The following is a 21,279-nucleotide window of genomic DNA, read 5'->3' on the forward strand; positions in this document are numbered from 1 at the left end:
AATAACTTGTATTAAAAATAGGAGGTCACATACGATGACTTTTTCATTAGAGGGAAAAACGTTTGTCATAATGGGTGTAGCGAATAAAAGAAGTATTGCATGGGGAGTTGCCCGTTCCTTACATAAAGCAGGTGCAAAGCTGATTTTCACTTACGGAAAAGACCGTACAGAAAAAAGCGTTAGGGAACTATCTTCTACATTGGAAGGGGAGCCCTCCACTATTTTACAATGTGATGTAACGAAAGACGAAAGCATTGAAAAATGTTTTGCGGCGATCAAGGAAGAAACAGATATCATTCATGGCGTGGCACACAGTATCGCATTTGCTAATAAGGAAGAGTTGGACGGTGAGTTCGTCAACACGAGCCGTGAAGGGTTTTTGCTAGCCCATAATATCAGTTCATTCTCTTTAACGGCTGTCGCTAAAGCGGCGAAAGAAATCATGCCGGAAGGTGGAAGCATTGTCACGATGACGTATCTTGGCGGTGAACGGGTCATGCCAAATTATAATGTAATGGGAGTGGCTAAGGCCTCACTTGAAGCCAATGTCCGTTACCTGTCAAGTGATCTTGGCAAAGATAACATTCGGGTGAATGCCATTTCAGCCGGACCAATCCGTACCTTATCCGCTAAAGGTGTTCGTGACTTCAATACAATTTTAAAGAAGATTGAGGAAGAAGCACCGCTCCGTCGTACAACGACTCCTGAAGAAGTAGGGGATACGGCAGTATTTTTATTAAGTGACATGTCCCGTGGAATTACCGGGGAAAATATCCATGTGGATTCTGGTTACCATATAATTGGATGACACTAAAAGAAGGGGGGCCGATATCGGTCCCCTTTTTTATTGATTTTCCACTCTGAGGGTATCTTGAATTGCTACATCCTCAATTGATATCTTTTCACCTTTTTCTCCTTCAAATGTTTTAATTTTCTTCATTAATCCCCAACATAGCCAAGGTTGGTTGATGTCTTTTTTTTAGGGAGCGGCACCATCTCCAGCATAATGAAGAGTGAATTTCATATAAATGATACATAGAGCTGATATTCATTGTTTGGGAGAATCGGCATAAACCAGCTTTCAACCCTATTCGTGAAAAAGAAGGAGGGGCATCATGGACATGAAGAAAGTTGATTTGCCTTGTATTGTTGGAAAACAAACGATACACAAAACGCTGAATAGACATATTAATTTGAATGAAAAAATTATCAGCACTTCATATACTGCCGAGGAATTGGTGGAGTTATTGTCCCGACTTCCAGCCTTTGCACCTAAGCCTGTTTGTAAGTTCATCATCAATGACCGTACACTATTCGGGAAATTGGAACAAAAGAAAGAATCCAGTTTGTTCATAAGGCATAAATTCGGGAAAAAAGTTGTCCAATATCATATGGAACAGCTGCAGTCTGTGGATATTCTGAAATATTAAGGGGGATTTTCATGTCAGAGAATAATGTCGATAAGGAATCCAAACCACTTTTATATGTCGATCAGGCAAAAATATCTGATCAGCGAGGGAATATGCAAAGTGATTTCCGAACGAAAAAAGATACACCTCAAGACAGCGTTGAGCCGGAACTTCAGGAAGCCGAGCATAAAGAAGAGAAAATCGAAAAAGTCAAACGCGAATTTGGTGTTTATGATGTCATGAAGGAAATTGAAACAGAGATTACGGGTATAAGGAAAATTACCGAACAATATGTCCCTGAGCAAACTCCGGTTGAAAAATTGGAACAGCCTGAACAAGCAGAACAGGAATTCGAAAAGCCAGTTAAGAGAAAAAGGAAAAAGGTTGAAAAAAAAGAATCTACTCGCGACATCATTTCCCGACTCTCCAATCAACAAGGTTTTCCAAAGCCATTATGTGAGGCTGTTATTAACGGAGAAACGCTTCAGTTTCATGTGTTGGGAATGAAGGGGGAATCAGTGAAGATTAAAAGAGGGAACCATATTCGTTTCGTGGGTCTGCCGGATATTATCGATGCTAAAATAATTGAAGAATCCAAATGAAGGGAGCCATATTGAATGTTTCCCCCACCAAATGAGTTCACCTTATTTCTAATATTAGGCTTGGCATCTTTCAGGCTGACACGCTTGATCGTGTTTGATAAAATCATGGAGCCGCTGCGCCGCCCCTTTTTTAAAGAGATAGAGGAAAAGAATGAAGAAGGGGATGTGGAAATATTTTTAATGCCGAAAGAAAAGGGCCTGGTTGGCTGGCTTGGTCAATTGCTAAGCTGTTTTTGGTGCGTGGGTGTCTGGATCAGCCTTTTTCTGGTTTTTCTTTATATCCAACATTGGTTTATAGGCGACGTCCTGATATTAATCCTTGCCGTAGCAGCAATAGGAGCGATCATCGAGGTCATAATCAGCAAAATTATGGACATTTGATTGGAAACAACTTGTCTCTTCATTCATATATTATGGTATAGATCTTAAAGGAGGAGTCATAAATTGAATCAGAAACCGAATCCATGGGCTTATGCCAAACCGATGAAAAAAGATCAGCCGGTCAAAATCAAGAAAGACTGTGGCTGTAATAATAACAATAAAAATAAAGGATATTGAGTAAAAAAACCTTTCCATTTTGGAAAGGTTTTTTATTTCCTTATCCTACCATTCATAAAAATACCGTTAAACAAGAAAATAACAATAGAACGATAAATTAGGATGTGATTCTATGTTCAGACAAGGAAGATATTTTAAGGGCAGCTGGCTGGTTTTTATAGTTGTTTTGTGTGTTCTTACTGCCTGCAGCAATCAGAATGATGGAAAAACGGAGCATTTAGCAATGATTAAACGTACGAATCCTGAACCGATGGATATCATTAATGGAATGGATGAGAAAGATGAAAAGGGACTGATCTCAAAGGTCAAGGAAACAATTGCTAATGAAGACACCATCTATGACGTGATCGTCGTGAAAAACGGAAAAAAGATTATCGTCGCTTATAAAGTGAAGCACTTACAACGTTTTCATATGAAGAAGATTGAAAAGACTGTGACTGAAAATTTGGAAGAAAAGTTTCCCAAGAATGATTTTATCGTTTCGAGTGATTATAAAATCTTTTTGGAATCTTTAAGATTGAACGAATTACTCAAGAAAAAAGATGTTCCAGAGAAAAAGGCAAGGGAGAAGTTCAAGGAAATTGAAGGACTTCAAAAAGAATTGATTTAGAAAGAGAGGATCAGCACTATGAGCGGCAAGGAGAAAATCACCCCCCAGCAGGATGCATATAAGGAGCTCCAAGGGAAGCATGAAATTAAAAGACCAATATTGAAGAATTGTTTGAAAGCCTTTTTAGTAGGCGGGATTTTCTGCATAGTGGGTCAAGCCATTTCTTATTTCTATATTTATTTTTTCAACTTTACAGAACAGACAGCCGGAGGTCCGACAACTGCTACCATGGTGTTTCTGTCCCTTTTGATGACCGGCTTCGGGTTTTACGACCGCATTGGCCAGTTTGGTGGGGCTGGGAGTGCCGTCCCTGTTACGGGATTCGGTAACGCAGTCATTTCGGCTGCTATCGAACATCGGACAGAAGGTTTTGTACTTGGTGTTGGATCCAATATGTTTAAATTGGCCGGTTCGGTCATTTTATTTGGAGTATTTTCAGCCTTTGTCGTGGCGTTGATAAAAACGATTTATCAAATGATTGGGGGCTAAGGTGTGTTAAAAGGAAAACAAACATGGATGTTCGCCAATAAACCGGTCATTTTGGAAACAGGGGTAACAGGCGGTCCATTTGAGGCAAATGGAGAAATCGCGGGAGATTTCGATATTCTATATGACGATTTGTGGATGGAGCAGGATTCATATGAGAAGGCTCATCGCCATTTAATGGAGAAAGCCGTTGAGCTTGCATTGGAGAAAGGTAAGATCGACAAGGGGCAGGTACAATTTTTCTTGGCGGGTGATTTAATCAATCAGGTGACACCGACAAGTTTTGCAGCCAGAACCAACGGCATTCCATACTTCGGCTTGTTTGGAGCCTGTTCCACGTCAATGGAAGGGCTAGCTCTAGCTGCCTTCATCACCAATTATGGCGGGGCTAACTATGTGTTGACAGGCGCCTCGAGCCATAATGCAGCTGTTGAAAAGCAATTTCGCTATCCAACTGAATATGGAGGGCAAAAACCACCTACAGCTCAATGGACGATAACAGGAGCAGGGGTGGCGCTGGTTGCTCCTAATGGAAGTAAGCAAGGGGAATTTCCCCATATAGTTTCGGCCACTATCGGAAAGGTCATTGACATGGGATTGAAAGATCCTTTCAATATGGGGGGAGCGATGGCCCCGGCCGCCGTCGATACGATTCTTGCCCATTTCAAAGATACTGGTTTGAGCCCGGACGATTATGATTTCATCATTACTGGTGATTTAGGACAAATAGGCAGGGAGACAGCCATGGACTTATTAAAGCAAAAGGGCTGCAATATCAATCAGGAAAAATTCAAGGATTGCGGTTTGATGATTTTTAAAAAGGATCAGCCTGTTTTGGCTGGCGGGAGTGGTGCGGGATGTTCAGCAGTGGTTTTATATGGCCATATACTAAATGAAATGATTCAGGGTAAATATAAAAAAATCCTGCTTGTTGCAACAGGAGCATTATTGTCACCGCTATCCGTCCAGCAAAAAGATTCGATTCCGTGCATTGCCCATGCGGTAGCCATTGAGTATGGGATGAATTCATGAAAAAGGAGAGATTTGGATGTTACCAATGTTTTTTTGGGCCTTTGTCATCGGTGGCTTGATCTGTGTAGTCGGCCAGCTTCTTTTCGATGTTGCTAAGCTGACACCAGCACATACGTTAAGTTTGTTCGTTGTAATAGGAGCTGTTCTTGGCGGGTTTGATTTATATGAACCGCTAGTTGACTTTGCCGGTGCAGGAGCAACCATACCAATCGTTTCCTTTGGGAACTCGCTAGTGAACGGGGCAATGATGGAATCGGAAAAACATGGTCTCGTTGGCGTACTGACAGGAATGTTTGAAATTACGAGTTCCGGTATCTCTGCAGCGATCATCTTTGGATTTATCGGAGCATTAGTATTCAGACCAAAAGGATAAAATAAGCGGAAATTAGGCTGCCTGGACTAGGACATGGCCTATACATATTTGTCCAGACCTACATATGTTATCAGTAAGCTTTAGCGAGAGCGAGGTGATTTAGTATGTTTGGTTATGGTAGCTACGGTTGTTGTGGCGGCAGCGGTTATGGATACGGCGGCGGTTATGGTGGAGGCGGTTCTACTTTCGCGATAATCGTTGTATTGTTTATCCTATTAATCATTGTAGGGGCTTCTTTCTGCTAAGGTAAAAGGAATAGGCAGAAGAAGCCTATTCCTTTTATTTTTATTTGCATGGGCCTAGCACCAATTTTCTGATATTGCCATAGGATAGGTACAGAAAAGGGAGGGGCTTAGGTATGGATAATAACTTTTTTAAAAACATAGAAGGTAAAACGGGCGTAAATATGAAAGATGTATTAGAATTGGCAAACTCTCTACAAGGAGCCAATTTTAAAGATGAAACAACTGTTAGAAACGTCATTAAGCGCGTTTCAAAAATAGCGAATAAACCGGTCAATAAAGAAACGGAAGATAAAATCGTCCATTCCATCGTAGCTGAAGGGAATAAACTGGATTTCGGAACCATTTCCAATATGATAAATAAAAAGTGACAAAGAGGCCTGCTATCGTGCAGGCCTTTTCTAGTTTATCCATCCTTTCCAAGGAGGGATAAACTCATGGTCAAAGCTTCAAGAAACGTGATGGATGGGCGGTCCGTCCGCGTCTAGTTTGCAGGATGGAAAGGTAAAGGTCCTTTTTAGCCCTGGTTGCCGCTACATAGAGCAAGCGCCTTTCCTCTTCAAGAGGAGCCAGTTCCCCTTTTCGGTATGATTCAAGTGCGAAATCATGAGGAATGCTGCCATCGACTGCAGCAAGAACATAAACGGTTTGATATTCAAGCCCTTTTGAACGGTGTATGGTGGTAAGTTGAATCGCATCCTTAAAATGTTTCGATAGCTGTTTTATCTCTTGGACCATCGCAGTCATATGATCGACATGATCAAGGAAAGCGGCGACGGTAGGAAAACGATTTGCTGCCACCTTTAGGTCACGGATGTCATCGGAACCCTTTTCCAGGTTCGCATCATTTCCGCGTTTTTTTACATATTCCTGATATCCTAAATCTTTCTCGATGATTTCTAACGCAACGAGTGGTGACATATTTTTTAAAGAGCGGATCTGCCCTGGTATCGTTTTTAATTTTCGTTCTTGAAAAGCATGTCCTGTCTTAACAAAAGCAAATGCATCGATAAAATCACAATCCTGCAGAATTGTCTGTGCTTTTAACTCCTGTAATATACTTTGCTTCAAGAATAAGGAGGAAAGGACATCCGATGCTGCCTTGCTATCATGGGGATACAAACTCAAGCGCATAAAGGCAAGCATGCCGCGAATGACCCTACGCTGATAAAACGAATCCGCATCTTTTTCAATGACAAATGGCAGGTTGGAAGCTGCGAGCCGTTCAAAAATGGCCCTGGACATCGTGTGTGTCCTGTACAAAACTGCAAATTCCCCAGGGTTTGCTCCCTTGGATATTTTTTCTTGGATATCGGATACGATCATCGTTGCTTCCAATTCCTCATCATAAGGATAAAATAATACAGGGGGATTTCCAGAATCATGCTGTGCCCGCATCTTTTTTTCCATCCGGTTCTGGTTACGCTTGATCAAGCGGTTCGCTGTAGCGACAATTTCATGGGAAGAGCGGTAATTCTCAGTCAGCTTTATAACCTGGGATCGAGGGAAATCATGATTGAAATTCAGAATATACTTCGGATCGCTTCCCCGGAATGAATAAATGGATTGATCATCATCTCCAACCGCACATACATTTTTTGATTCAGCAGAGAGTAGTTTTATCAATTCATATTGAACTTTATTGATATCCTGAAACTCATCAACCAAAAAATAGTTAAACCTTTGCTGATATTTCTTTAATGAATCCGGGTGATTTTTTAAAAATACATAACAGCCCACAAGCATATCATCAAAATCATACTTCCCTGTTTGCTGTTTATATTCTTCATATCTTTTATATAAAAATAAACAGGATTTCTCCCACTCGTCCTTCGGCTGAATATCTTCTGGAAAGGCCAATGAGTTTTTCCAAAGCCCAATTTGTTGAAGGGCTTGATCATATGCAAATTCCTTATCATCAAGTTCCATTTCCCTGCCAGCCTGTTTCAATATCTTTTCTTTTTCCCATTCCCACTTCAAAAGGAAATCCCGCTGCCATTTGGATGGTTCGTGAAAAATCAGGATTTTATAAAAGATGCTATGAAAAGTCCCGCTAACTATTTGCGAAACAAGGGAAGGAGTCATATAGGGATAGCCGAGCAGACGCTGTTGCATTTCCTTTGCAGACTTCGCCGTAAAGGTCACAAGCATGATACTTTTTGGATCAATCTTTTTCACTGTGAGCATATAGGCAGTACGTACCGTTAATACTCGGGTTTTCCCACTGCCGGCTCCTGATAGGACCAGAATTGGTCCATCGATCGTGATCACCGCTTTGAGTTGCTCTGCATCGAGAACAACCCCGGATGAGGATAATTCCTGAAAATATGGTTCCTCTGATTGTGCCAGTGCAGAAGGTTTAGCTGAATATTTCGGATTGCCAGCTATGGGCCGGCTTTTAAGGAAAGGTTCCGTAATGGTTTTTGTTTCCGTAATGGTTCGTGATGTAGGAATCCTAAATCCATTCTGTTCCATATATTCTAATGGCTTGTCCTCATTCATTGGTTCTGAGTTTGGCATTTCACAGGGTGCCTGCGATGGGTCACTATGATAAAAATAGGGTGTCTCATGAATTCCAATAAACAATTTCACTGGTTTATGACAAATGATACAAGAAAGCTGATCACGTTTTCCTTTTTCAAAGAGTGTCTGCAGCTCACCAGCTGAAACGGTATGTAAATGTACAATTTCATTGCCAGATTTTGCTTGATTCATATAAATGGATACCTCTAATCTATAAAAATATCGGCAATACTCATCATACCAGAAGATTAGGAAAAAAGAATGCGGAAATTGTGCTTAAATATCGTCCCAGACGGGTATTAAAATGACAACTTATAACGGAGGGATTACTATGGGATACATAGCACCTGTCACACAATTTGATTACATTCAATATGCCAACCGGACGCTCGAAGCTGCAGAGAAAGTAAGAATTGTTAAAGGAACGACACCCATTCAACCTATCCGTTTTGATCAGGTGTTGGAAGAGGAAAGGGGAAGCTTTGAAGGATTCGATCAAGTTCAATATCATAATCGGGAAAGGACATATGGAGCAGGCACGTATAAAAATCAAATGAGAATTAGTGAAGAACTAACGGCTGAAATGTCTGGAAAAGGTGGGTACTTCAACAAAATTGTGTAGTTTTGCATTGAAAAACAAAAGAGGACACGCGAAGTGTCCTTTTTGTGTTGATTTCTTAGAGAATGTCAATTTCCACGATTAGAGCTAACAATAGTTGTAGTAATAGTTGGATGTTAAGAGCGATTTGTGCATCAGTTGTTGTAATGTCGATATCACGGCTGTTTTCAACAATTGTTTTTTGGCGCGTGATTTGTTTAACATTAGAAGATTGGATTAATTGTTGAGTGATCTTTTCAGCATTATCAGCATCTGCAATGGAAATGCTTACGATGACCGCAATTGCTGCTTGTAGAGCTGCTTGTAGAGAAAGAGCCGCTTTAACATCTGTTGAAGTGATATTTACATTACAAGAATCTTTAATGTAAATAAGTTCTTCAGAAAGCTGAACTTGATTATTATCCTGTCTTGCATCTTGGTCAATCCGTGTGTCATCGTCGTTACAGAATCCTGACAGGGGATGTCTGGAAGCTGAATCTAGAGCTGACCATGATCTTTCAGAGTCTTCATGCGTGTTACAGTTGCTTCGATATACATTTTGGTTCATGTTGTTTTTTCCTCCTTAGGTTTTATTCCCTATTAAAATATGCTTTGATGGATAATCGGGTTGGACGAATAAACCAGTTAATTCGTCTATTTTTTAATACATAGGGAAAGTATTAGTTTGCGGGGGTTGAATAATAAAGAAGCTGGAACTTTAGGAATTAAATGTAAGTTCTGCTATGTCTTGGTATATTTATTTCTCGCCAGCAAGTAAGGTTTGATTAGGTGATATGGTGAGTCATTTATCTTTGGAATCCGTGAATTTGTTGTGAATGGTATTTGTAACTGGATTAACATCATGTTCCGTGATGTTCTTTTCTTGGTTTATGATTTTCTGTGATTGCTCTTGTAAATAGCGAACGGTTTCTTTTAAGTTGTTTTTCTCTTTTTCAGTTAGATCGACATTCCCCTTTTTGAAACCATTTTTTCTCATAGTCCTTGAAACCAGCAATTCCATTAGTCTTTTTTGAGACTCCTCCAGGTTAAATTCATTGTTACCCATAAAATTTTCCCTCCTTCTTGCTTTCTATATATAGACTATGTATTTTTGCGGAGATTGCCATTGAACGGATATGTTTTTTTTATAAAACGATAATTTAAGATCATGAACGAACAAAAAAAAGCTGTCCAATCAGAAGACTGAAAGGACAGCGTTTTTATATCATAAAATGGTTTTCTTCATCGTTTTATGTGGAATGCCAGCATCCAGAAATTCGTCGGAAACGATCTCATATCCTAATTTCGAATAAAAAGGAATCGCATGTACCTGGGCATCAAGCTTCAATTGAGGTACTTCCTGCTGGATTGCGTATTCTTCGATAGCGTTCATGATCATGGCACCGGCACCATTCTTTCGGCCCGATGACAGTACACAAATGCGCTGGACTTTACCAATGTTGTCGATGACCCTGAAGCGGCCGGCACCGATTGGCTGTTCCTGCTCATCATATAAAACGAAATGTGTAGACTCTTCTTCATATTCATCGATCTCTTCTTCAAGAGGGACATTTTGCTCTTGGACGAATACTTTTTTTCTAATCAAATAAGCATTTTCAAGCTCTTGGCTGTTCTCTGCAATTTTTACAAACACGAAATCATTCAGCTCCTAATCTAAATGTTTCATAAACGGTCCATGCCCCATCTTCAAGCTGATACAGCAAGTGAACGCGTTTCACCTCTTCTTCATGGCTAACGTCAAGCATGCTCAATTGGCCTAAAACATCAGAATGCTCATTATCGGATAAATCTTGAGCGATGGTAATATGCGGGACAAATGCATGTTCATTTTCACTTTTCATAAATTCCTCATTGTTAAGTGCATCATGCAGCTCTTGAAGCCCTTCGGATAAATCAACTTTGAAATAAATAGTATTGCTTACGGGTTGGAAAGACTTCGCTTTCGTTACGTTCATCGTAAAAGGCTTGCACTTTTTAGCAATGTCTTTTAATTGTTCAGCAATGGTTGAAATTTCCATATCCGTCGCTTCGAACGTTGGTTTAAGCGTTAGATGCGGTGGGATGAAAGCATATTTCGTATCATACCGTTTTCGATAGGAGTTAGCTAAATCTTGAAGTTTTTTTGATGGGAAAATTGCAACACCATATTTCATAAATAAAACCTCCTGATATTTTTTGATTGTTGTATTATAGTTGGAAGTGTTTTTCTTGAAACCATCTTAAAGGGATGATTTCGAGTAAGTTAGAACATTTCCAATAGTGCTCTTTTTAAATCTGCCTGCCAATATTTCCAGGTATGATTACCTTCAAATTCTTCATAGAAGCATGGAAATCCTTTTTGGTTTAGTAACTTATGCAATTCCCTGTTGGGTTCTATGAAGTTTGCCTTGTTGCCATCCGTGGTCGGAACATCCGTTTCCCCAGTCCCGATCACATGGTAAAGTTCGAGGAGATGCGGATCCTCAAAATTACGTACAGCATCCATTACGGCTTCATTGGCAAGTGGCGACTGCATGATGCATTTCCCGAATGTATGGGGGTATTGCAGGGCGGCCAATAAAGAAACTGTACCACCAAGAGAGTCACCGATCAAAGTTCGACCATGTCCCATTTGATAGGTTGGAAATTCATCATCTAAAAACGGGACAAGTTCATGGGCAAGAAAACGTATGTATGCAATGTGCTGTTCCCCGTCCGGATGATATTTGCGCCTGCGGTCAAAGCGGTCTTTATAGGGAATTCCGACAATGATGATATTCTCGATCTCATCGTTTCCTAACAGTTCATCGGCTACGCGACCAATTCGGCCCATTTGAAAATAATCACGGCCATCCTGAGCAATCACAAGTGAATATTTATACAATGGCGAAAAATTAGCAGGCAAGTAAACAAGTAGTTCCAATTCTTCTGCTAAAGCTTCGCTTTTAAACATGTACTCTTTAATTGTGCCTTTGCGTAAACTCATTCTCCCGCACCTCGATGATAATTAATAATGAAAAACAACTTACTTGATTATTTTAGCATAGCCTTGCGACTTTTTCCCGTGACAAGAAGTTAGAATAGAAAATTTTCATTATATTTTCTAAAAATTTAAATTATAAGGTGTTATAATACAAGGATATAGAAAAATAATACAATAAAAGAGGTGGCGAATAAAATGGCAGATGTACAGGTACACAGCAGGGAAGTAACAAAGGCGGCTAAACGATCATTAATAGAACGTGGTGTCAGTGTGGAAGCAATTGCAAAAATCGTTTATGAATTGCAGTTCCCGTATAAAGCTGATCTTAAGCTTGAGGAATGCATCCACAGCGTTGAGCGTGTCCTGTTGAAAAGGGAAATTCAACATGCCATTTTAGTCGGTGTGGAGCTGGATAAACTGGCAGAGCAAAAAAAGCTATCAGAACCCCTGCAATCGATTGTTGAATCTGATGAAGGTTTATTCGGAGTGGATGAAACGATTGCCTTTGGTGCAGTGCTCGGTTACGGAAGCATTGCTGTAACGACCTTTGGCCATTTGGACAAAAATAAAATAGGCGTCATTCACGAACTTGATAAGAAACAAGAAGGAATCGTGCATACCTTCCTGGATGATATCGTTGCAAGTATTGCCGCGAGTGCCGCCTCAAGGTTAGCTCATCGTCTGAGAGATGAAGAAGAATCATTAACTGAACAGGAAAAGGACATTCAGGAAGAAGAAGAGTTAATCGGTTGAATCTTAATAAACAATTTTCATCCAGACCTATCAAACCTGGCCTTAATGAGGCGGGCAGAAAGGATATTGGCCATTTTAAATGTCCGTTTTGTCTGCCTTAGAAAACAGAATGCGTGAATATGGCCTGGATAAACTTCAAGCACCTGGATTTTCCGCTGCGTAATCTTTCCTTGTTCGGAGAGATAGATTATTTCCAATGGAGCGTTTTCTTCCATATGTTTGCGAAGTATATATTTCATTCCTTGTCACTCCTTTGCTGACTTGCTTGCTTGCTATATTATATGCGAACATACGTTTTTTATGCAAGGGAAAAGGGAACGTCGGTTCTGGTTTTTAAGTGAGGTAAAATAAAAAAAGATAAAATTAAAACTTTTTTAATATAACTCGTTGACTTTTTAACAAAAAAACTTATAATAAATTATGTACTTAAGTAATTTACCAGCCAGTCTTACATACGACTTGTTAGCTCAGTGGGAGAGCACTTCCTTGACAGGGAAGGGGTCGTGGGTTCGAATCCCTCACAGGTCATCCGAACGGCGGAAGCATTGTTAAACAATGTTTTTGCCGTTTTTTATTTTAAATCACGACTGTATTATGATGGGGTCAAGTTAAACACCATGGAATGCCAACAAACCACTTCACGCTAAAATATGTGAGGTGTTTTTTTATGCTTTTAAAATTTGGAATTCAAGTGTTTCATGAAGATCGTCAATTTAAAAATCTTACCGAAAGTATTTAATGCTAGTCACAGGTCATTAACAGCCAAAGGCTTAAATCCATGATATAACAGGGATTTTGGCCCATTTTCTGTTTTCGTTTCCATCCATTTTTCCTGTGTGTTCATGCTTTGCACAAAGTTGCTCAGAAACTGCATATGACGGTGAATCGTTCGTTGCATGACGTTAGCCTCTTTGATACACTATGCAGAAGTACATTTCACTTTGATTGCTAGGATTATAAGATGTATGAACTTTACATAAATCATGGTCCTTGTAAGCTGTGGGGTGCTCCAATCGAGACCTGAAAAGGGGATCGGATTATCCTGTTACTACAGTTGCTTTAGACTTTTGAAAGAAGTAACGAAGTTCAGTTTAACCTGATATATAGGGGAATAAAGGGACAAAATACAATACAATATAATATTGTTTATAAGAAAAAATCATATGTTCCCTCATACAGCAGGAGTTGTATGGGGGCTTGTATTTTATCAAGAATTTTCTGTTTAGATGACTATACAGTAATAAAATAAGGAGGAAGAAATGAACAATTATAAATTGACGATTCAATATGATGGCGGGCGCTATAAGGGCTGGCAACGACTCGGTAATAGTGATGATACCATTCAAGGGAAAATAGAAAATGTATTAACGGAAATGGTAGGGGAAAAAATTGAAATCATCGGATGCAGCAGAACAGATGCAGGTGTACATGCTCTTGCTCAAATTGCCAATTTTAAGATCGGAGAAAATCTGACTGAATCTGAAATCATGAACTATTTGAATAGATATTTACCCCAAGATATCAGCGTTGTGGATGTTACATTAGTTCCTGATCGTTTTCATGCCCGTTATAATGCTAAGGATAAAACCTATCTGTATAAGATCTGGAACGAGCAATATACAAATCCTTTCATGCGAAAGTACAGTATGCATGTTGAGGAAAAGCTGAATATCACAAAAATGAAAAGAGCATGTCAATATTTTATAGGTGAACATGATTTTACTTCTTTTTCTAATGCAAAGTCTAAGAAAAAATCAATGGTGCGTGAAATATATTCTATTGATATAGAAGAAAATGCCGGCTTCATCAAAATTACAGTGCGAGGTGATGGATTTCTTTATAATATGGTCAGAAAAATTGTCGGAACGTTGATAGAAGTTGGGTTGGGTGAAATAGATGCTGAAAATATACCAAGTATTTTAGAGTCAAAAGAAAGAATCCAGACGGGTCGTATGGCGGAGGCAGCTGGGTTGTACTTGGTAAAGGTTGATTTTTAGACCAAATATTGATGTATCGCCTAATGCATTGTTTAAATCATTACCAATATCCCATAGGGTCTCAAAACACTTTGGACTAGTTGCAAGAAATAGGGAAGAATGGTAAAGGGGAAATAACGAAAGAAGGGGAGATTTCCATGAGGTTAGAAGGAAAGAAAATTATCAGTCTTGTGCACCACGATTTTGAAGATTTAGAGCTCTGGTATCCGATCTTACGATTGAAAGAAGAGGGAGCGATTGTTCACCTCGCTGGAGAAAAGGCGAATGAAACGTACATTGGAAAATATGGTGTACCAGCCGTATCTGATTATGAGTATGGCAGTATTAAAGCTGAAGAATATGATGCCATTCTTGTACCAGGTGGTTGGGCACCTGACAAAATTCGTCGGTTTCCTGAAGTGATATCACTTATCCAAAGCATGGAAGAAAATAAAAAACCCATCGGGCAAATTTGTCACGCTGGTTGGGTGTTGATTTCTGCCAAAATTTTATATGGGAAGAATGTAACGAGTACACCTGGCATTAAAGATGATATGGAAAATGCGGGGGCAACTTGGATAGATAAGCCCGTCGTAGTAGATGGAAACCTTGTATCAAGCAGACGCCCGCCTGATCTACCGGATTATTTAAGGGAATTGATTAACGTGATTGAAAAGCGTTAAAACATAATAGCGTGAAAAAGTGGTTTTTCCTTCTGGAAAAACCACTTTTAATTATTCCTATTTCCAATTACCAAATGCGAAATATGAAAATAAAAAGGAGTATCTTCACTCATTTAATGCAGTAACCAGTTTGATTTCTATGAAGGGGTCCCTATTCGAATTCCTCACGGGTCATCCGAACGGCAAAAGCATTGCTGTTCTTCCCGATTTTTATTTTGTCATTTTAGAAATCTTTACCTTCTGAATGCAAAGCACAAAGACTGCACAGAAACTCCATGTGAGGGTCAATTTGTCAGAGTCTTTAGGTTTAATGATGTTATTTGAAACAAAGGATTATTATCTTAATTGTTCCTTAATCAGATCAATATACAAATTTCCTTTTGTCCCTATGACGGCATATGAGATGTCAAAAACAGAAAGGTTTCTTTTTTTTAGTTCAGCCATTAACCATTCGTCATCGTAGTTGTGTTTCGATAAGTTTTCGTATAAGATCTTCCCATCATAAACCAGCTCTAACGGTACAGAACCTGCTGAGGCCAGTAGAGGTAAATCCTGCTTGGTGGTATTTTGGTATTGTTTTTTTTTTAATACAGAGAGGGAGCCATTTATCTCTAGAATTGCGCACTCCACTTCTTCTATGTTGAAGATATCTTTTCCCCGCAATGCCTGTTTAAGAGAATCCAGTGAGTACCCCATTCGCTCCATTGACTCTTCGAGAATTTGTCCTTTTTGAATTAAGGTAGCAGGTTCTCCAGCAATCCATTTCCCGAAGCGCGGATTTCGAACCGCTAGTAGATTCAGTATAAAAACGACGGTACCCATTATGATAATTGCAATGATAAAATACAGGAATTTAATTTTAATATTAAAGGCTAGATTTCCTGCAATTGTCCCCATCGTAATTGAAGCGATATAAAGGTGATAGGTCCTCTGGGCAATCGTCTGTTTACCGAGCAGCTGTACAAATACCCATAATAAAATAAACGCGGTAAAGGTTCGAAAGATGATTTCAACAGATTCTGACATGACTATTTCTCCCTTACAAAAATCCCGACAGTTCGTTTGTGATAGCATGTTCATACAGCAAGCCCTTTATTCTGTAATTAGTAAGAAGAAAGATACCGTCTTTGGATGGGAAACCCATTTGACATAAATAGATAGATTTATTCAATGGGTGTGATAGATGAAGAAGAATTAATCATAATTATGAAACGTACTTCCTTTTAAACCAAGCCTTCAAGATAAGTTAAATCTCCGGAAGCAGGTAGCTCGTTACTTGCTTCTTTTCGCTTTGAAAAATCCATGGATATGTTTACTTAGTATTGATTAAGAACATTTTTCGAATAATAGCATCAAAATACTTTTTTGCACGGGGGTATGGTTTGAGTAATATTCGGGAAATATTCATTGACGATTTAAAAAGCATTTATAAAAATTTCTTCGTTTGTATCGTTGTTGTGTTCCTTATGTTCATTCCGTCCATTTATGCGTGGTTTAATATTGTCGCATCCTGGGACCCGTATGCAAATACGGAAGGAATCCTTGTCGGTGTTTCTAATAGTGATAAAGGTGCGGATATAAATGGCGAAGCGGTGAACATAGGGAAGGAAGTAATAGAGGGGTTAAAAGGGAATAAAGATTTGGGCTGGAGATTCACAACGGAAAAAGAAGCGATAGCAAAGGTGGAAAAGGGGGATTATTACGCATCCATCATCATTCCAGAGAATTTTTCCGAGCATATTGCGACAATCATGACCGATGACCCTGTGAAAGCGGAGATTGATTACTATGTTAATGAAAAAATCAATTCCGTTGCTCCTAAAATTACGGCAGCGGGGGCCAACAGCATTGTGGATAATGTGAGCAAAAGCTTTATCAAATCAGCTAGTGGGAGTATCCTTGCAATCTTTAATGAACTGGGAATCACCTTGCAAAATGAGTTGCCGACGATTCAAAAAATGAAGAATATGGTGTATTTATTAGAGGCTGAACTGCCTGAGCTTGAACAAAATATCAAAACCGTTCAAACACATGTTAAAAAGGCTGAAGATATCATTAAGGTGGTAAATGATGGTCTGGATTCCATAGAAGGGATAACATCGCAGAAAGACAAATTGGTTTCAGACGTTTCTAGTTATGTAGATTCAACAAAGCAGGCATTTGAAGGACTCAATCCACTCTTGAAAAATGATATTGCGAATATCAGGAGCTTTAATGAATCCACTTTAGTGCTGGCGAACCGGTTAACGGGTCAGGATTTGCCTGGCAATGAGTCGGATCAGTTAATGGAACAAGGGATAACGAGGATAAATAAAGAGTTGTACCTTTTGGATAGTATGTATAATTTATTGGTGAGAGTCAATCAATTTAGTGAGAAAAGCTTGCTTCAGCCGGAAATACAGCTAGTGGAGGATTTGCGGGATAATGCTTCGAACCAACTTCACGCACTGAATAACCGATCCTTCGGCAATCTTATCGAACTTGGCGAGAACACTGATCAAGTCTTGGCAAGATTCCAGGATGTCTATTTAAAGGAAACAGCGCCAAAATTCAATGAAATATGGAATGAAACGGAATCAATATTGAATAAAGTCAGGGTTACGATGGAAGAGGGGACCAAGGTCATTCCAGAAGTGAAGACGCTTTTGGATGAGACCAATCGAACGTTGGAAACACGTTCAGGGGATATCGATAAGTTACAGAAAAAGTTCCCGGAAATCGAAACGAAAATAAAGGCCTTAGCTTCTAAAATGAGAGAAATCGATAAGTCTTATAATATGGAAGAAGTGATTGATTTCCTAAGGAATGATATTGAACAAGAAAGTGAATTTTTTTCAGAACCAGTGCTGCTCAATAAACATAGTCTCTTTCCGATTCCAAACTATGGATCAGCCATGTCTCCTTTCTTTACGGCACTATCCCTTTGGGTGGGTGGTACAATATTGATTTCCATGCTTAGCGTGGGTGTTTCTCAAAAAAATTACAGTCCGTATCAAATTTATATCGGTAGGTATCTTATATTCTTCATAATTGGGTTAATGCAGGCACTTAGTGTGTCCATAGGGAATATTCTACTGATCGATGTGTACGTAGCGGATAAATTTGAGTACATCCTGTTTTCTGTCTTGATAAGTACAGTATTTACACTCATTGTCTACACCTTCGTTTCAGTTCTTGGAAATGTTGGAAAGGGGATTAGTGTCGTCTTGATGGTCCTTCAAATTTCAAGTTCAGGAGGCACATTTCCCATTCAAGTTACGCCTCCCTTTTTTCAACATATCAACCCCTTCCTGCCATTCACCTATGCCGTTGGTTTACTTCGTGAATCTGTTGGGGGAATAACCTGGAGCGTTGCTGGTAGGGATATTTTCATCTTGTTTCTCTATATAATGATCACGCTCATCTTAGGAATCATTTTGAAAAAGCCCTTGCATGCAAGGACACAAAGGATGAAGGATAAATTGTATGGAAGCAGGATTTTTTAAGTTCTCTGAATGGGCTGGGAACTTCGTTTACCCTTATTTGAAACGAAACTGGATACTTGAAATTAACCTGAACCCTTAGAAAGGGCTCAGGTTTTTTTATTTTGGTGCATGGAAGTTGTCCAAATGGTTGTTTTGTGCAAGTTTGGAATATTTATAAATAAAATGACAGTTAAATAGAAAGATACCGATAAATTAGAATTTTTGCATTTTTATAGTTGACAAAAACCATTGGATTAATCATTATTAAGAAATAATGTTTAGTAAATCGATGCGATATAAAAGTGGGGTGACTTTATGTATTTAACAATAGATGGCATTGAAAAAAGTTTTTCGAATGAAAAGAAAGAAAGCATAAAGGTGCTCGATGAGATTAACATAGAAGTCGAGAAAGGAAGCTTCGTTTCAATCGTCGGACCTTCAGGATGTGGCAAATCGACACTTCTTTATTTAATTGCCGGCCTTGATAAGGCTGATAAAGGAGAAATACGTGTAGCTGGAAAAAAGGTGATGAAGCCAGGTCCGGAACGGGTCGTAGTGTTTCAGGAGGCCGGGTTATTTCCTTGGTTGACGGTACTTGAAAATGTTACATACGGATTGAAGTTAAAGAAAATTCCCAAAGAAGAGGCTAAATCCAAGGCATTGGACATTTTAAAAATGGTTCACCTCAGCCGCTATGTTGACTCCTATCCACATCAACTTTCGGGGGGCATGAAACAGAGGGTAGCCATCGCAAGAGCGCTGGTGATGGAACCGGATATCCTGTTGATGGATGAGCCATTTTCTGCGCTGGATGAGCAAACGAGGATGGTCTTGCATAAAGAGCTACTCGAAATCTGGAGAAAAACTAAGGTGACAATCTTCTTCGTTACCCATAATATTCGTGAGGCTGTTCAGCTTTCCGAAAAAATTATCGTCTTTGCAACCCGTCCAGGGAAAATTAAAGAGACGATTTCCGTCCCTTCCATGAAAGATGGGGTTATGCCGGATAGTGTAACTTTGCATACTGAACAAAGGGTTCTATCGATCTTGCAGGAGGAAATTGAAAAAGTGCTGAAGGAGGAAATGGGGAATGATTACAGCTTTAAGACGAATCATATTCATCGCGATGATAGCGGGGATATGGGAAGTCACATCTAGACTTTCAAGTCTTCCGGATTTCATGTTCCCAAGCCTGACGCAGGTTTTGGAAACTCTGTTTAATGGACTGGTGAGCGGACAAATAACCGAAGCCATCGGAAAAAGCCTTGGCCGTATCCTGATTGGCTTTACGATTGCCATTATAGTAGGTCTAATATTAGGATATTTCATTTGGCGCTTTAAACTGGTGGAAGATACTCTAGGATTCGTCGTGACGGCCTTACAGTCCATCCCGAGTATCGTTTGGTTCCCTCTAGCGATCATTTGGTTTGGATTGAATGATTTTTCAATTCTCTTTATCGTCACGATCGGTGCAACTTGGACGATGACTGTTAATGCAACCAGTGGATTCCGGAATGTGCCCCAATTGTATCAGCGGGTTGCCAAAACATATGGATCGACCGGGTTTCATTTTCTTCGCACCGTGATTTTACCGGCATCCGTCCCACAAATAATATCCGGTCTGCGAATTGCATGGGCATTTTCCTGGCGTGCATTGATGGCTGGTGAATTACTTGGCGGGGGAGGCGGTCTTGGACAATTGCTGGAAATGGGCAGATCACTGGGACAAATGGATTTGGTCATCTCCGTAATGATCATTATCGCAATCATCGGTACAATCGTGGATAATGTTGTCTTCTCTCGCCTGGAACGTAATGTTCAACTGAAGTGGGGCGTGAATCAACGGTAGTTTAATAGGATAATAGTTAAAAAGGAGAGAAAAATATGCTGAAAAAATCATTTTTTTCCCTTATTATGTCCGTATTGTTGATCGGAATAGTAAGCGGATGCACGCAATCCACCAGTAATGAAGAAGGAGAAGGCTCGGGGAAAAAAACTGTGAAAATTGGATATTTTCCTAACTTAACTCACAGTGCAACGATCATTGCACTTGAAAAAGGCTTTTTTGAAGAAGAGTTCGGTAAAGATGTCAAGATTGAAACCAAGACAGTGGCCAATGGCGGTTTATTCATGGAAGCAATGGCTACAAACGCCATTGATGTCGGAACGGTTGGTCCTGGTCCATTGCTTAACTTTTACGTAAAAAACCCTGAATACCACCTGATCTCTGGAGCTGTTAATGGCGGTGCCGTTCTTGTAGCTAGCGAGGGCAGCAAGGTTACTGATTTAAAGGATTTGGACGGTAAAAAGGTAGCGATTCCCGTCATTGGGAGCACACAGGATGTCATGCTTAGGAAAGCCCTTCAAGATGTTGACTTAAAACCGACTACAAATGGGGGGACAGTTGAGCTGTATGCATCAGCACCTGCTGACACAACTGCTCTTTTTGTCCAAAAATCAGTCGATGCAGCAGCTACCCAGGAACCATGGGGGTATGTATTGGAAAACCAGGCAAAAGGAAAGTTAGTGCTTGATTGGGATCAATTTGCATGGGGGAAAGATTCACCAAATACGGTTGTGGCTGCGAGCCAGAAGTTCTTGGATAAAAAGGGGCGCGCCGCTTCCTATTTGAAAGCTCACGAAAAAGCAGTGGATTTTATTCAAAACAATCCTGAAGAAAGCCAAGAACTTGTCATTAAGCATTTGAAGGAACTGACAGGAAAAGAATTAAGTAAAGAAGAAGTGGCTTCAGCATTTTCACGCCTGGAAGTGACCACTGAAGTTAATGAGCAAGTCATTCAGGAAATGGCTGACATAAGCAAAGAAGCTGGTTATATCCCAAGCAGTGATATAAAAGGTATGATCGATCTATCAACTCTTGAAGATGTATCCAAGTAAATTGAAACAAGAAGCGCCTCAGCCATCCAGGCTTTGGCGCTTTTTGGTAATCCGGTATAGGCCGGATTACTCTGTTATATGTCGAATTA

General features: G+C 39.8%; 27 protein-coding genes and 1 tRNA gene. 19 read left to right on the plus strand and 9 right to left on the minus strand.

Annotation, left to right across the window (positions count from 1 at the left end; genetic code table 11):
* Positions 1 to 34 precede the first annotated feature (34 nt).
* The 10 genes from fabI (at position 35) to spoVIF (ending at position 5,683) form a co-directional block, all read left to right on the plus strand.
* Positions 35 to 808: an enoyl-ACP reductase FabI gene (gene fabI, locus QUF78_RS07180; RefSeq protein ID WP_289324130.1), complete on the plus strand. Its 774-nt coding sequence runs from the start codon at positions 35 to 37 to the stop codon at positions 806 to 808.
* A 307-nt stretch (positions 809 to 1,115) separates the two neighbouring features.
* Positions 1,116 to 1,430, plus strand: a complete 315-nt coding sequence (locus tag QUF78_RS07185; RefSeq protein ID WP_289324131.1) for a hypothetical protein — start codon at positions 1,116 to 1,118, stop codon at positions 1,428 to 1,430.
* 11 nt (positions 1,431 to 1,441) lie between these two features.
* Positions 1,442 to 2,011, plus strand: a complete 570-nt coding sequence (locus QUF78_RS07190; RefSeq protein ID WP_289324132.1) for a hypothetical protein — start codon at positions 1,442 to 1,444, stop codon at positions 2,009 to 2,011.
* A gap of 15 nt (positions 2,012 to 2,026) precedes the next feature.
* A complete protein-coding gene (locus QUF78_RS07195) occupies positions 2,027 to 2,392 on the plus strand; it encodes a DUF1360 domain-containing protein (RefSeq protein ID WP_289324133.1) in 366 nt (121 codons plus the stop codon).
* 289 nt (positions 2,393 to 2,681) lie between these two features.
* A complete protein-coding gene (locus tag QUF78_RS07200) occupies positions 2,682 to 3,179 on the plus strand; it encodes a YhcN/YlaJ family sporulation lipoprotein (protein ID WP_289324134.1) in 498 nt (165 codons plus the stop codon).
* An 18-nt stretch (positions 3,180 to 3,197) separates the two neighbouring features.
* The gene (gene spoVAC, locus QUF78_RS07205; protein WP_289324135.1) at positions 3,198 to 3,668 is read left to right on the plus strand and encodes a stage V sporulation protein AC; all 471 of its coding nucleotides are present in this window, start codon (positions 3,198 to 3,200) and stop codon (positions 3,666 to 3,668) included.
* A gap of 3 nt (positions 3,669 to 3,671) precedes the next feature.
* Positions 3,672 to 4,697, plus strand: coding sequence for a stage V sporulation protein AD (gene spoVAD, locus QUF78_RS07210; RefSeq protein WP_289317443.1), 1,026 nt, complete (start codon positions 3,672 to 3,674; stop codon positions 4,695 to 4,697).
* A gap of 16 nt (positions 4,698 to 4,713) precedes the next feature.
* Positions 4,714 to 5,070, plus strand: a complete 357-nt coding sequence (spoVAE, locus tag QUF78_RS07215; protein WP_289324136.1) for a stage V sporulation protein AE — start codon at positions 4,714 to 4,716, stop codon at positions 5,068 to 5,070.
* A gap of 104 nt (positions 5,071 to 5,174) precedes the next feature.
* Positions 5,175 to 5,315, plus strand: a complete 141-nt coding sequence (locus QUF78_RS07220; RefSeq protein WP_289324137.1) for a YjcZ family sporulation protein — start codon at positions 5,175 to 5,177, stop codon at positions 5,313 to 5,315.
* A gap of 113 nt (positions 5,316 to 5,428) precedes the next feature.
* Positions 5,429 to 5,683, plus strand: coding sequence for a sporulation-specific transcription regulator SpoVIF (gene spoVIF / locus QUF78_RS07225; protein WP_034314458.1), 255 nt, complete (start codon positions 5,429 to 5,431; stop codon positions 5,681 to 5,683).
* 70 nt (positions 5,684 to 5,753) lie between these two features.
* On the opposite strand, the gene QUF78_RS07230 is transcribed toward spoVIF, so the two are convergent.
* On the minus strand, positions 5,754 to 8,027 hold the full coding sequence (locus QUF78_RS07230; RefSeq protein WP_289324138.1) for an ATP-dependent helicase: 2,274 nt from the start codon (positions 8,025 to 8,027) through the stop codon (positions 5,754 to 5,756).
* Between the two features lie 139 nt (positions 8,028 to 8,166).
* Here QUF78_RS07230 and QUF78_RS07235 point away from each other — a divergent pair, with 139 nt between their 5' ends.
* Entirely contained in the window at positions 8,167 to 8,457 is a 291-nt protein-coding gene (locus QUF78_RS07235; RefSeq protein WP_289324139.1) for a hypothetical protein, read from the plus strand.
* A gap of 55 nt (positions 8,458 to 8,512) precedes the next feature.
* Here QUF78_RS07235 and QUF78_RS07240 read toward each other — a convergent pair whose 3' ends face one another.
* The 5 genes from QUF78_RS07240 to QUF78_RS07260 form a co-directional block, all read right to left on the minus strand.
* Positions 8,513 to 9,001, minus strand: a complete 489-nt coding sequence (locus QUF78_RS07240; RefSeq protein WP_289324140.1) for a spore coat protein — start codon at positions 8,999 to 9,001, stop codon at positions 8,513 to 8,515.
* 234 nt (positions 9,002 to 9,235) lie between these two features.
* Positions 9,236 to 9,499 carry a hypothetical protein gene (locus QUF78_RS07245; RefSeq protein WP_289324141.1) on the minus strand — a complete coding sequence of 88 codons (264 nt, stop codon included), beginning with the start codon at positions 9,497 to 9,499 and terminating at the stop codon, positions 9,236 to 9,238.
* Between the two features lie 159 nt (positions 9,500 to 9,658).
* Positions 9,659 to 10,087 (minus strand): GNAT family N-acetyltransferase, encoded by a 429-nt coding sequence (locus QUF78_RS07250; protein ID WP_289324142.1) that lies wholly within the window; start codon positions 10,085 to 10,087, stop codon positions 9,659 to 9,661.
* Positions 10,088 to 10,091: 4 nt separating this feature from the next.
* Complete coding sequence (locus QUF78_RS07255; protein WP_289324143.1) at positions 10,092 to 10,607, minus strand: YjcG family protein; 516 nt, start codon at positions 10,605 to 10,607, stop codon at positions 10,092 to 10,094.
* A gap of 89 nt (positions 10,608 to 10,696) precedes the next feature.
* Positions 10,697 to 11,419 carry an alpha/beta hydrolase gene (locus tag QUF78_RS07260; RefSeq protein WP_289317432.1) on the minus strand — a complete coding sequence of 241 codons (723 nt, stop codon included), beginning with the start codon at positions 11,417 to 11,419 and terminating at the stop codon, positions 10,697 to 10,699.
* A 192-nt stretch (positions 11,420 to 11,611) separates the two neighbouring features.
* Between QUF78_RS07260 and QUF78_RS07265 the strand changes: the two genes are divergently transcribed.
* Positions 11,612 to 12,169, plus strand: a complete 558-nt coding sequence (locus QUF78_RS07265) for a phosphatidylglycerophosphatase A family protein (RefSeq protein ID WP_289324144.1) — start codon at positions 11,612 to 11,614, stop codon at positions 12,167 to 12,169.
* Positions 12,170 to 12,186: 17 nt separating this feature from the next.
* Here the strand turns inward: QUF78_RS07265 and QUF78_RS07270 are convergent, their stop codons facing one another.
* Positions 12,187 to 12,408 carry a hypothetical protein gene (locus tag QUF78_RS07270; RefSeq protein WP_289317430.1) on the minus strand — a complete coding sequence of 74 codons (222 nt, stop codon included), beginning with the start codon at positions 12,406 to 12,408 and terminating at the stop codon, positions 12,187 to 12,189.
* A 217-nt stretch (positions 12,409 to 12,625) separates the two neighbouring features.
* Between QUF78_RS07270 and QUF78_RS07275 the strand changes: the two genes are divergently transcribed.
* Positions 12,626 to 12,697, plus strand: a tRNA-Val gene (locus tag QUF78_RS07275).
* A gap of 217 nt (positions 12,698 to 12,914) precedes the next feature.
* On the opposite strand, the gene QUF78_RS07280 is transcribed toward QUF78_RS07275, so the two are convergent.
* The gene (locus tag QUF78_RS07280; protein ID WP_289324145.1) at positions 12,915 to 13,067 is read right to left on the minus strand and encodes a hypothetical protein; all 153 of its coding nucleotides are present in this window, start codon (positions 13,065 to 13,067) and stop codon (positions 12,915 to 12,917) included.
* 361 nt (positions 13,068 to 13,428) lie between these two features.
* On the opposite strand from QUF78_RS07280, the gene truA reads away from it, so the two are divergent.
* Positions 13,429 to 14,166, plus strand: coding sequence for a tRNA pseudouridine(38-40) synthase TruA (gene truA / locus QUF78_RS07285; protein WP_289324146.1), 738 nt, complete (start codon positions 13,429 to 13,431; stop codon positions 14,164 to 14,166).
* Positions 14,167 to 14,303: 137 nt separating this feature from the next.
* Positions 14,304 to 14,828 carry a type 1 glutamine amidotransferase domain-containing protein gene (locus QUF78_RS07290; RefSeq protein WP_289324147.1) on the plus strand — a complete coding sequence of 175 codons (525 nt, stop codon included), beginning with the start codon at positions 14,304 to 14,306 and terminating at the stop codon, positions 14,826 to 14,828.
* A gap of 336 nt (positions 14,829 to 15,164) precedes the next feature.
* Here QUF78_RS07290 and QUF78_RS07295 read toward each other — a convergent pair whose 3' ends face one another.
* Positions 15,165 to 15,854 (minus strand): DUF421 domain-containing protein, encoded by a 690-nt coding sequence (locus QUF78_RS07295; RefSeq protein ID WP_289324148.1) that lies wholly within the window; start codon positions 15,852 to 15,854, stop codon positions 15,165 to 15,167.
* Positions 15,855 to 16,210: 356 nt separating this feature from the next.
* Between QUF78_RS07295 and QUF78_RS07300 the strand changes: the two genes are divergently transcribed.
* From QUF78_RS07300 to QUF78_RS07315, 4 genes are all read left to right on the plus strand, one after another.
* Positions 16,211 to 18,313, plus strand: a complete 2,103-nt coding sequence (locus QUF78_RS07300) for a YhgE/Pip domain-containing protein (protein ID WP_289324149.1) — start codon at positions 16,211 to 16,213, stop codon at positions 18,311 to 18,313.
* Positions 18,314 to 18,607: 294 nt separating this feature from the next.
* On the plus strand, positions 18,608 to 19,450 hold the full coding sequence (locus tag QUF78_RS07305) for an ABC transporter ATP-binding protein (protein ID WP_289324150.1): 843 nt from the start codon (positions 18,608 to 18,610) through the stop codon (positions 19,448 to 19,450).
* Positions 19,383 to 20,141, plus strand: coding sequence for an ABC transporter permease (locus tag QUF78_RS07310; protein ID WP_289317423.1), 759 nt, complete (start codon positions 19,383 to 19,385; stop codon positions 20,139 to 20,141). Before QUF78_RS07305 ends, QUF78_RS07310 begins: the two co-directional genes overlap by 68 nt.
* Before the next feature lie 35 nt (positions 20,142 to 20,176).
* Complete coding sequence (locus tag QUF78_RS07315; protein ID WP_289324151.1) at positions 20,177 to 21,190, plus strand: aliphatic sulfonate ABC transporter substrate-binding protein; 1,014 nt, start codon at positions 20,177 to 20,179, stop codon at positions 21,188 to 21,190.
* Positions 21,191 to 21,279 lie beyond the last annotated feature (89 nt).

It is taken from the genome of Peribacillus sp. ACCC06369 (assembly GCF_030348945.1).
Classification (GTDB): domain Bacteria; phylum Bacillota; class Bacilli; order Bacillales; family DSM-1321; genus Peribacillus.

Excerpts from the sequence above, each read along its gene's own strand:
- fabI (WP_289324130.1), top strand. The coding sequence starts at position 35 with ATGACTTTTTCATTAGAGGGAAAAACGTTTGTCATAATGGGTGTAGCG.
- QUF78_RS07185 (WP_289324131.1), top strand. The coding sequence starts at position 1,116 with ATGGACATGAAGAAAGTTGATTTGCCTTGTATTGTTGGAAAACAAACG.
- QUF78_RS07190 (WP_289324132.1), top strand. The coding sequence starts at position 1,442 with ATGTCAGAGAATAATGTCGATAAGGAATCCAAACCACTTTTATATGTC.
- QUF78_RS07195 (WP_289324133.1), top strand. The coding sequence starts at position 2,027 with ATGTTTCCCCCACCAAATGAGTTCACCTTATTTCTAATATTAGGCTTG.
- QUF78_RS07200 (WP_289324134.1), top strand. The coding sequence starts at position 2,682 with ATGTTCAGACAAGGAAGATATTTTAAGGGCAGCTGGCTGGTTTTTATA.
- spoVAC (WP_289324135.1), top strand. The coding sequence starts at position 3,198 with ATGAGCGGCAAGGAGAAAATCACCCCCCAGCAGGATGCATATAAGGAG.
- spoVAE (WP_289324136.1), top strand. The coding sequence starts at position 4,714 with ATGTTACCAATGTTTTTTTGGGCCTTTGTCATCGGTGGCTTGATCTGT.
- QUF78_RS07220 (WP_289324137.1), top strand. The coding sequence starts at position 5,175 with ATGTTTGGTTATGGTAGCTACGGTTGTTGTGGCGGCAGCGGTTATGGA.
- spoVIF (WP_034314458.1), top strand. The coding sequence starts at position 5,429 with ATGGATAATAACTTTTTTAAAAACATAGAAGGTAAAACGGGCGTAAAT.
- QUF78_RS07230 (WP_289324138.1), bottom strand. The coding sequence starts at position 8,027 with ATGAATCAAGCAAAATCTGGCAATGAAATTGTACATTTACATACCGTT.
- QUF78_RS07235 (WP_289324139.1), top strand. The coding sequence starts at position 8,167 with ATGGGATACATAGCACCTGTCACACAATTTGATTACATTCAATATGCC.
- QUF78_RS07240 (WP_289324140.1), bottom strand. The coding sequence starts at position 9,001 with ATGAACCAAAATGTATATCGAAGCAACTGTAACACGCATGAAGACTCT.
- QUF78_RS07245 (WP_289324141.1), bottom strand. The coding sequence starts at position 9,499 with ATGGGTAACAATGAATTTAACCTGGAGGAGTCTCAAAAAAGACTAATG.
- QUF78_RS07255 (WP_289324143.1), bottom strand. The coding sequence starts at position 10,607 with ATGAAATATGGTGTTGCAATTTTCCCATCAAAAAAACTTCAAGATTTA.
- QUF78_RS07260 (WP_289317432.1), bottom strand. The coding sequence starts at position 11,419 with ATGAGTTTACGCAAAGGCACAATTAAAGAGTACATGTTTAAAAGCGAA.
- QUF78_RS07265 (WP_289324144.1), top strand. The coding sequence starts at position 11,612 with ATGGCAGATGTACAGGTACACAGCAGGGAAGTAACAAAGGCGGCTAAA.
- QUF78_RS07270 (WP_289317430.1), bottom strand. The coding sequence starts at position 12,408 with ATGAAATATATACTTCGCAAACATATGGAAGAAAACGCTCCATTGGAA.
- QUF78_RS07280 (WP_289324145.1), bottom strand. The coding sequence starts at position 13,067 with ATGCAACGAACGATTCACCGTCATATGCAGTTTCTGAGCAACTTTGTG.
- truA (WP_289324146.1), top strand. The coding sequence starts at position 13,429 with ATGAACAATTATAAATTGACGATTCAATATGATGGCGGGCGCTATAAG.
- QUF78_RS07290 (WP_289324147.1), top strand. The coding sequence starts at position 14,304 with ATGAGGTTAGAAGGAAAGAAAATTATCAGTCTTGTGCACCACGATTTT.
- QUF78_RS07295 (WP_289324148.1), bottom strand. The coding sequence starts at position 15,854 with ATGTCAGAATCTGTTGAAATCATCTTTCGAACCTTTACCGCGTTTATT.
- QUF78_RS07305 (WP_289324150.1), top strand. The coding sequence starts at position 18,608 with ATGTATTTAACAATAGATGGCATTGAAAAAAGTTTTTCGAATGAAAAG.
- QUF78_RS07310 (WP_289317423.1), top strand. The coding sequence starts at position 19,383 with ATGATTACAGCTTTAAGACGAATCATATTCATCGCGATGATAGCGGGG.
- QUF78_RS07315 (WP_289324151.1), top strand. The coding sequence starts at position 20,177 with ATGCTGAAAAAATCATTTTTTTCCCTTATTATGTCCGTATTGTTGATC.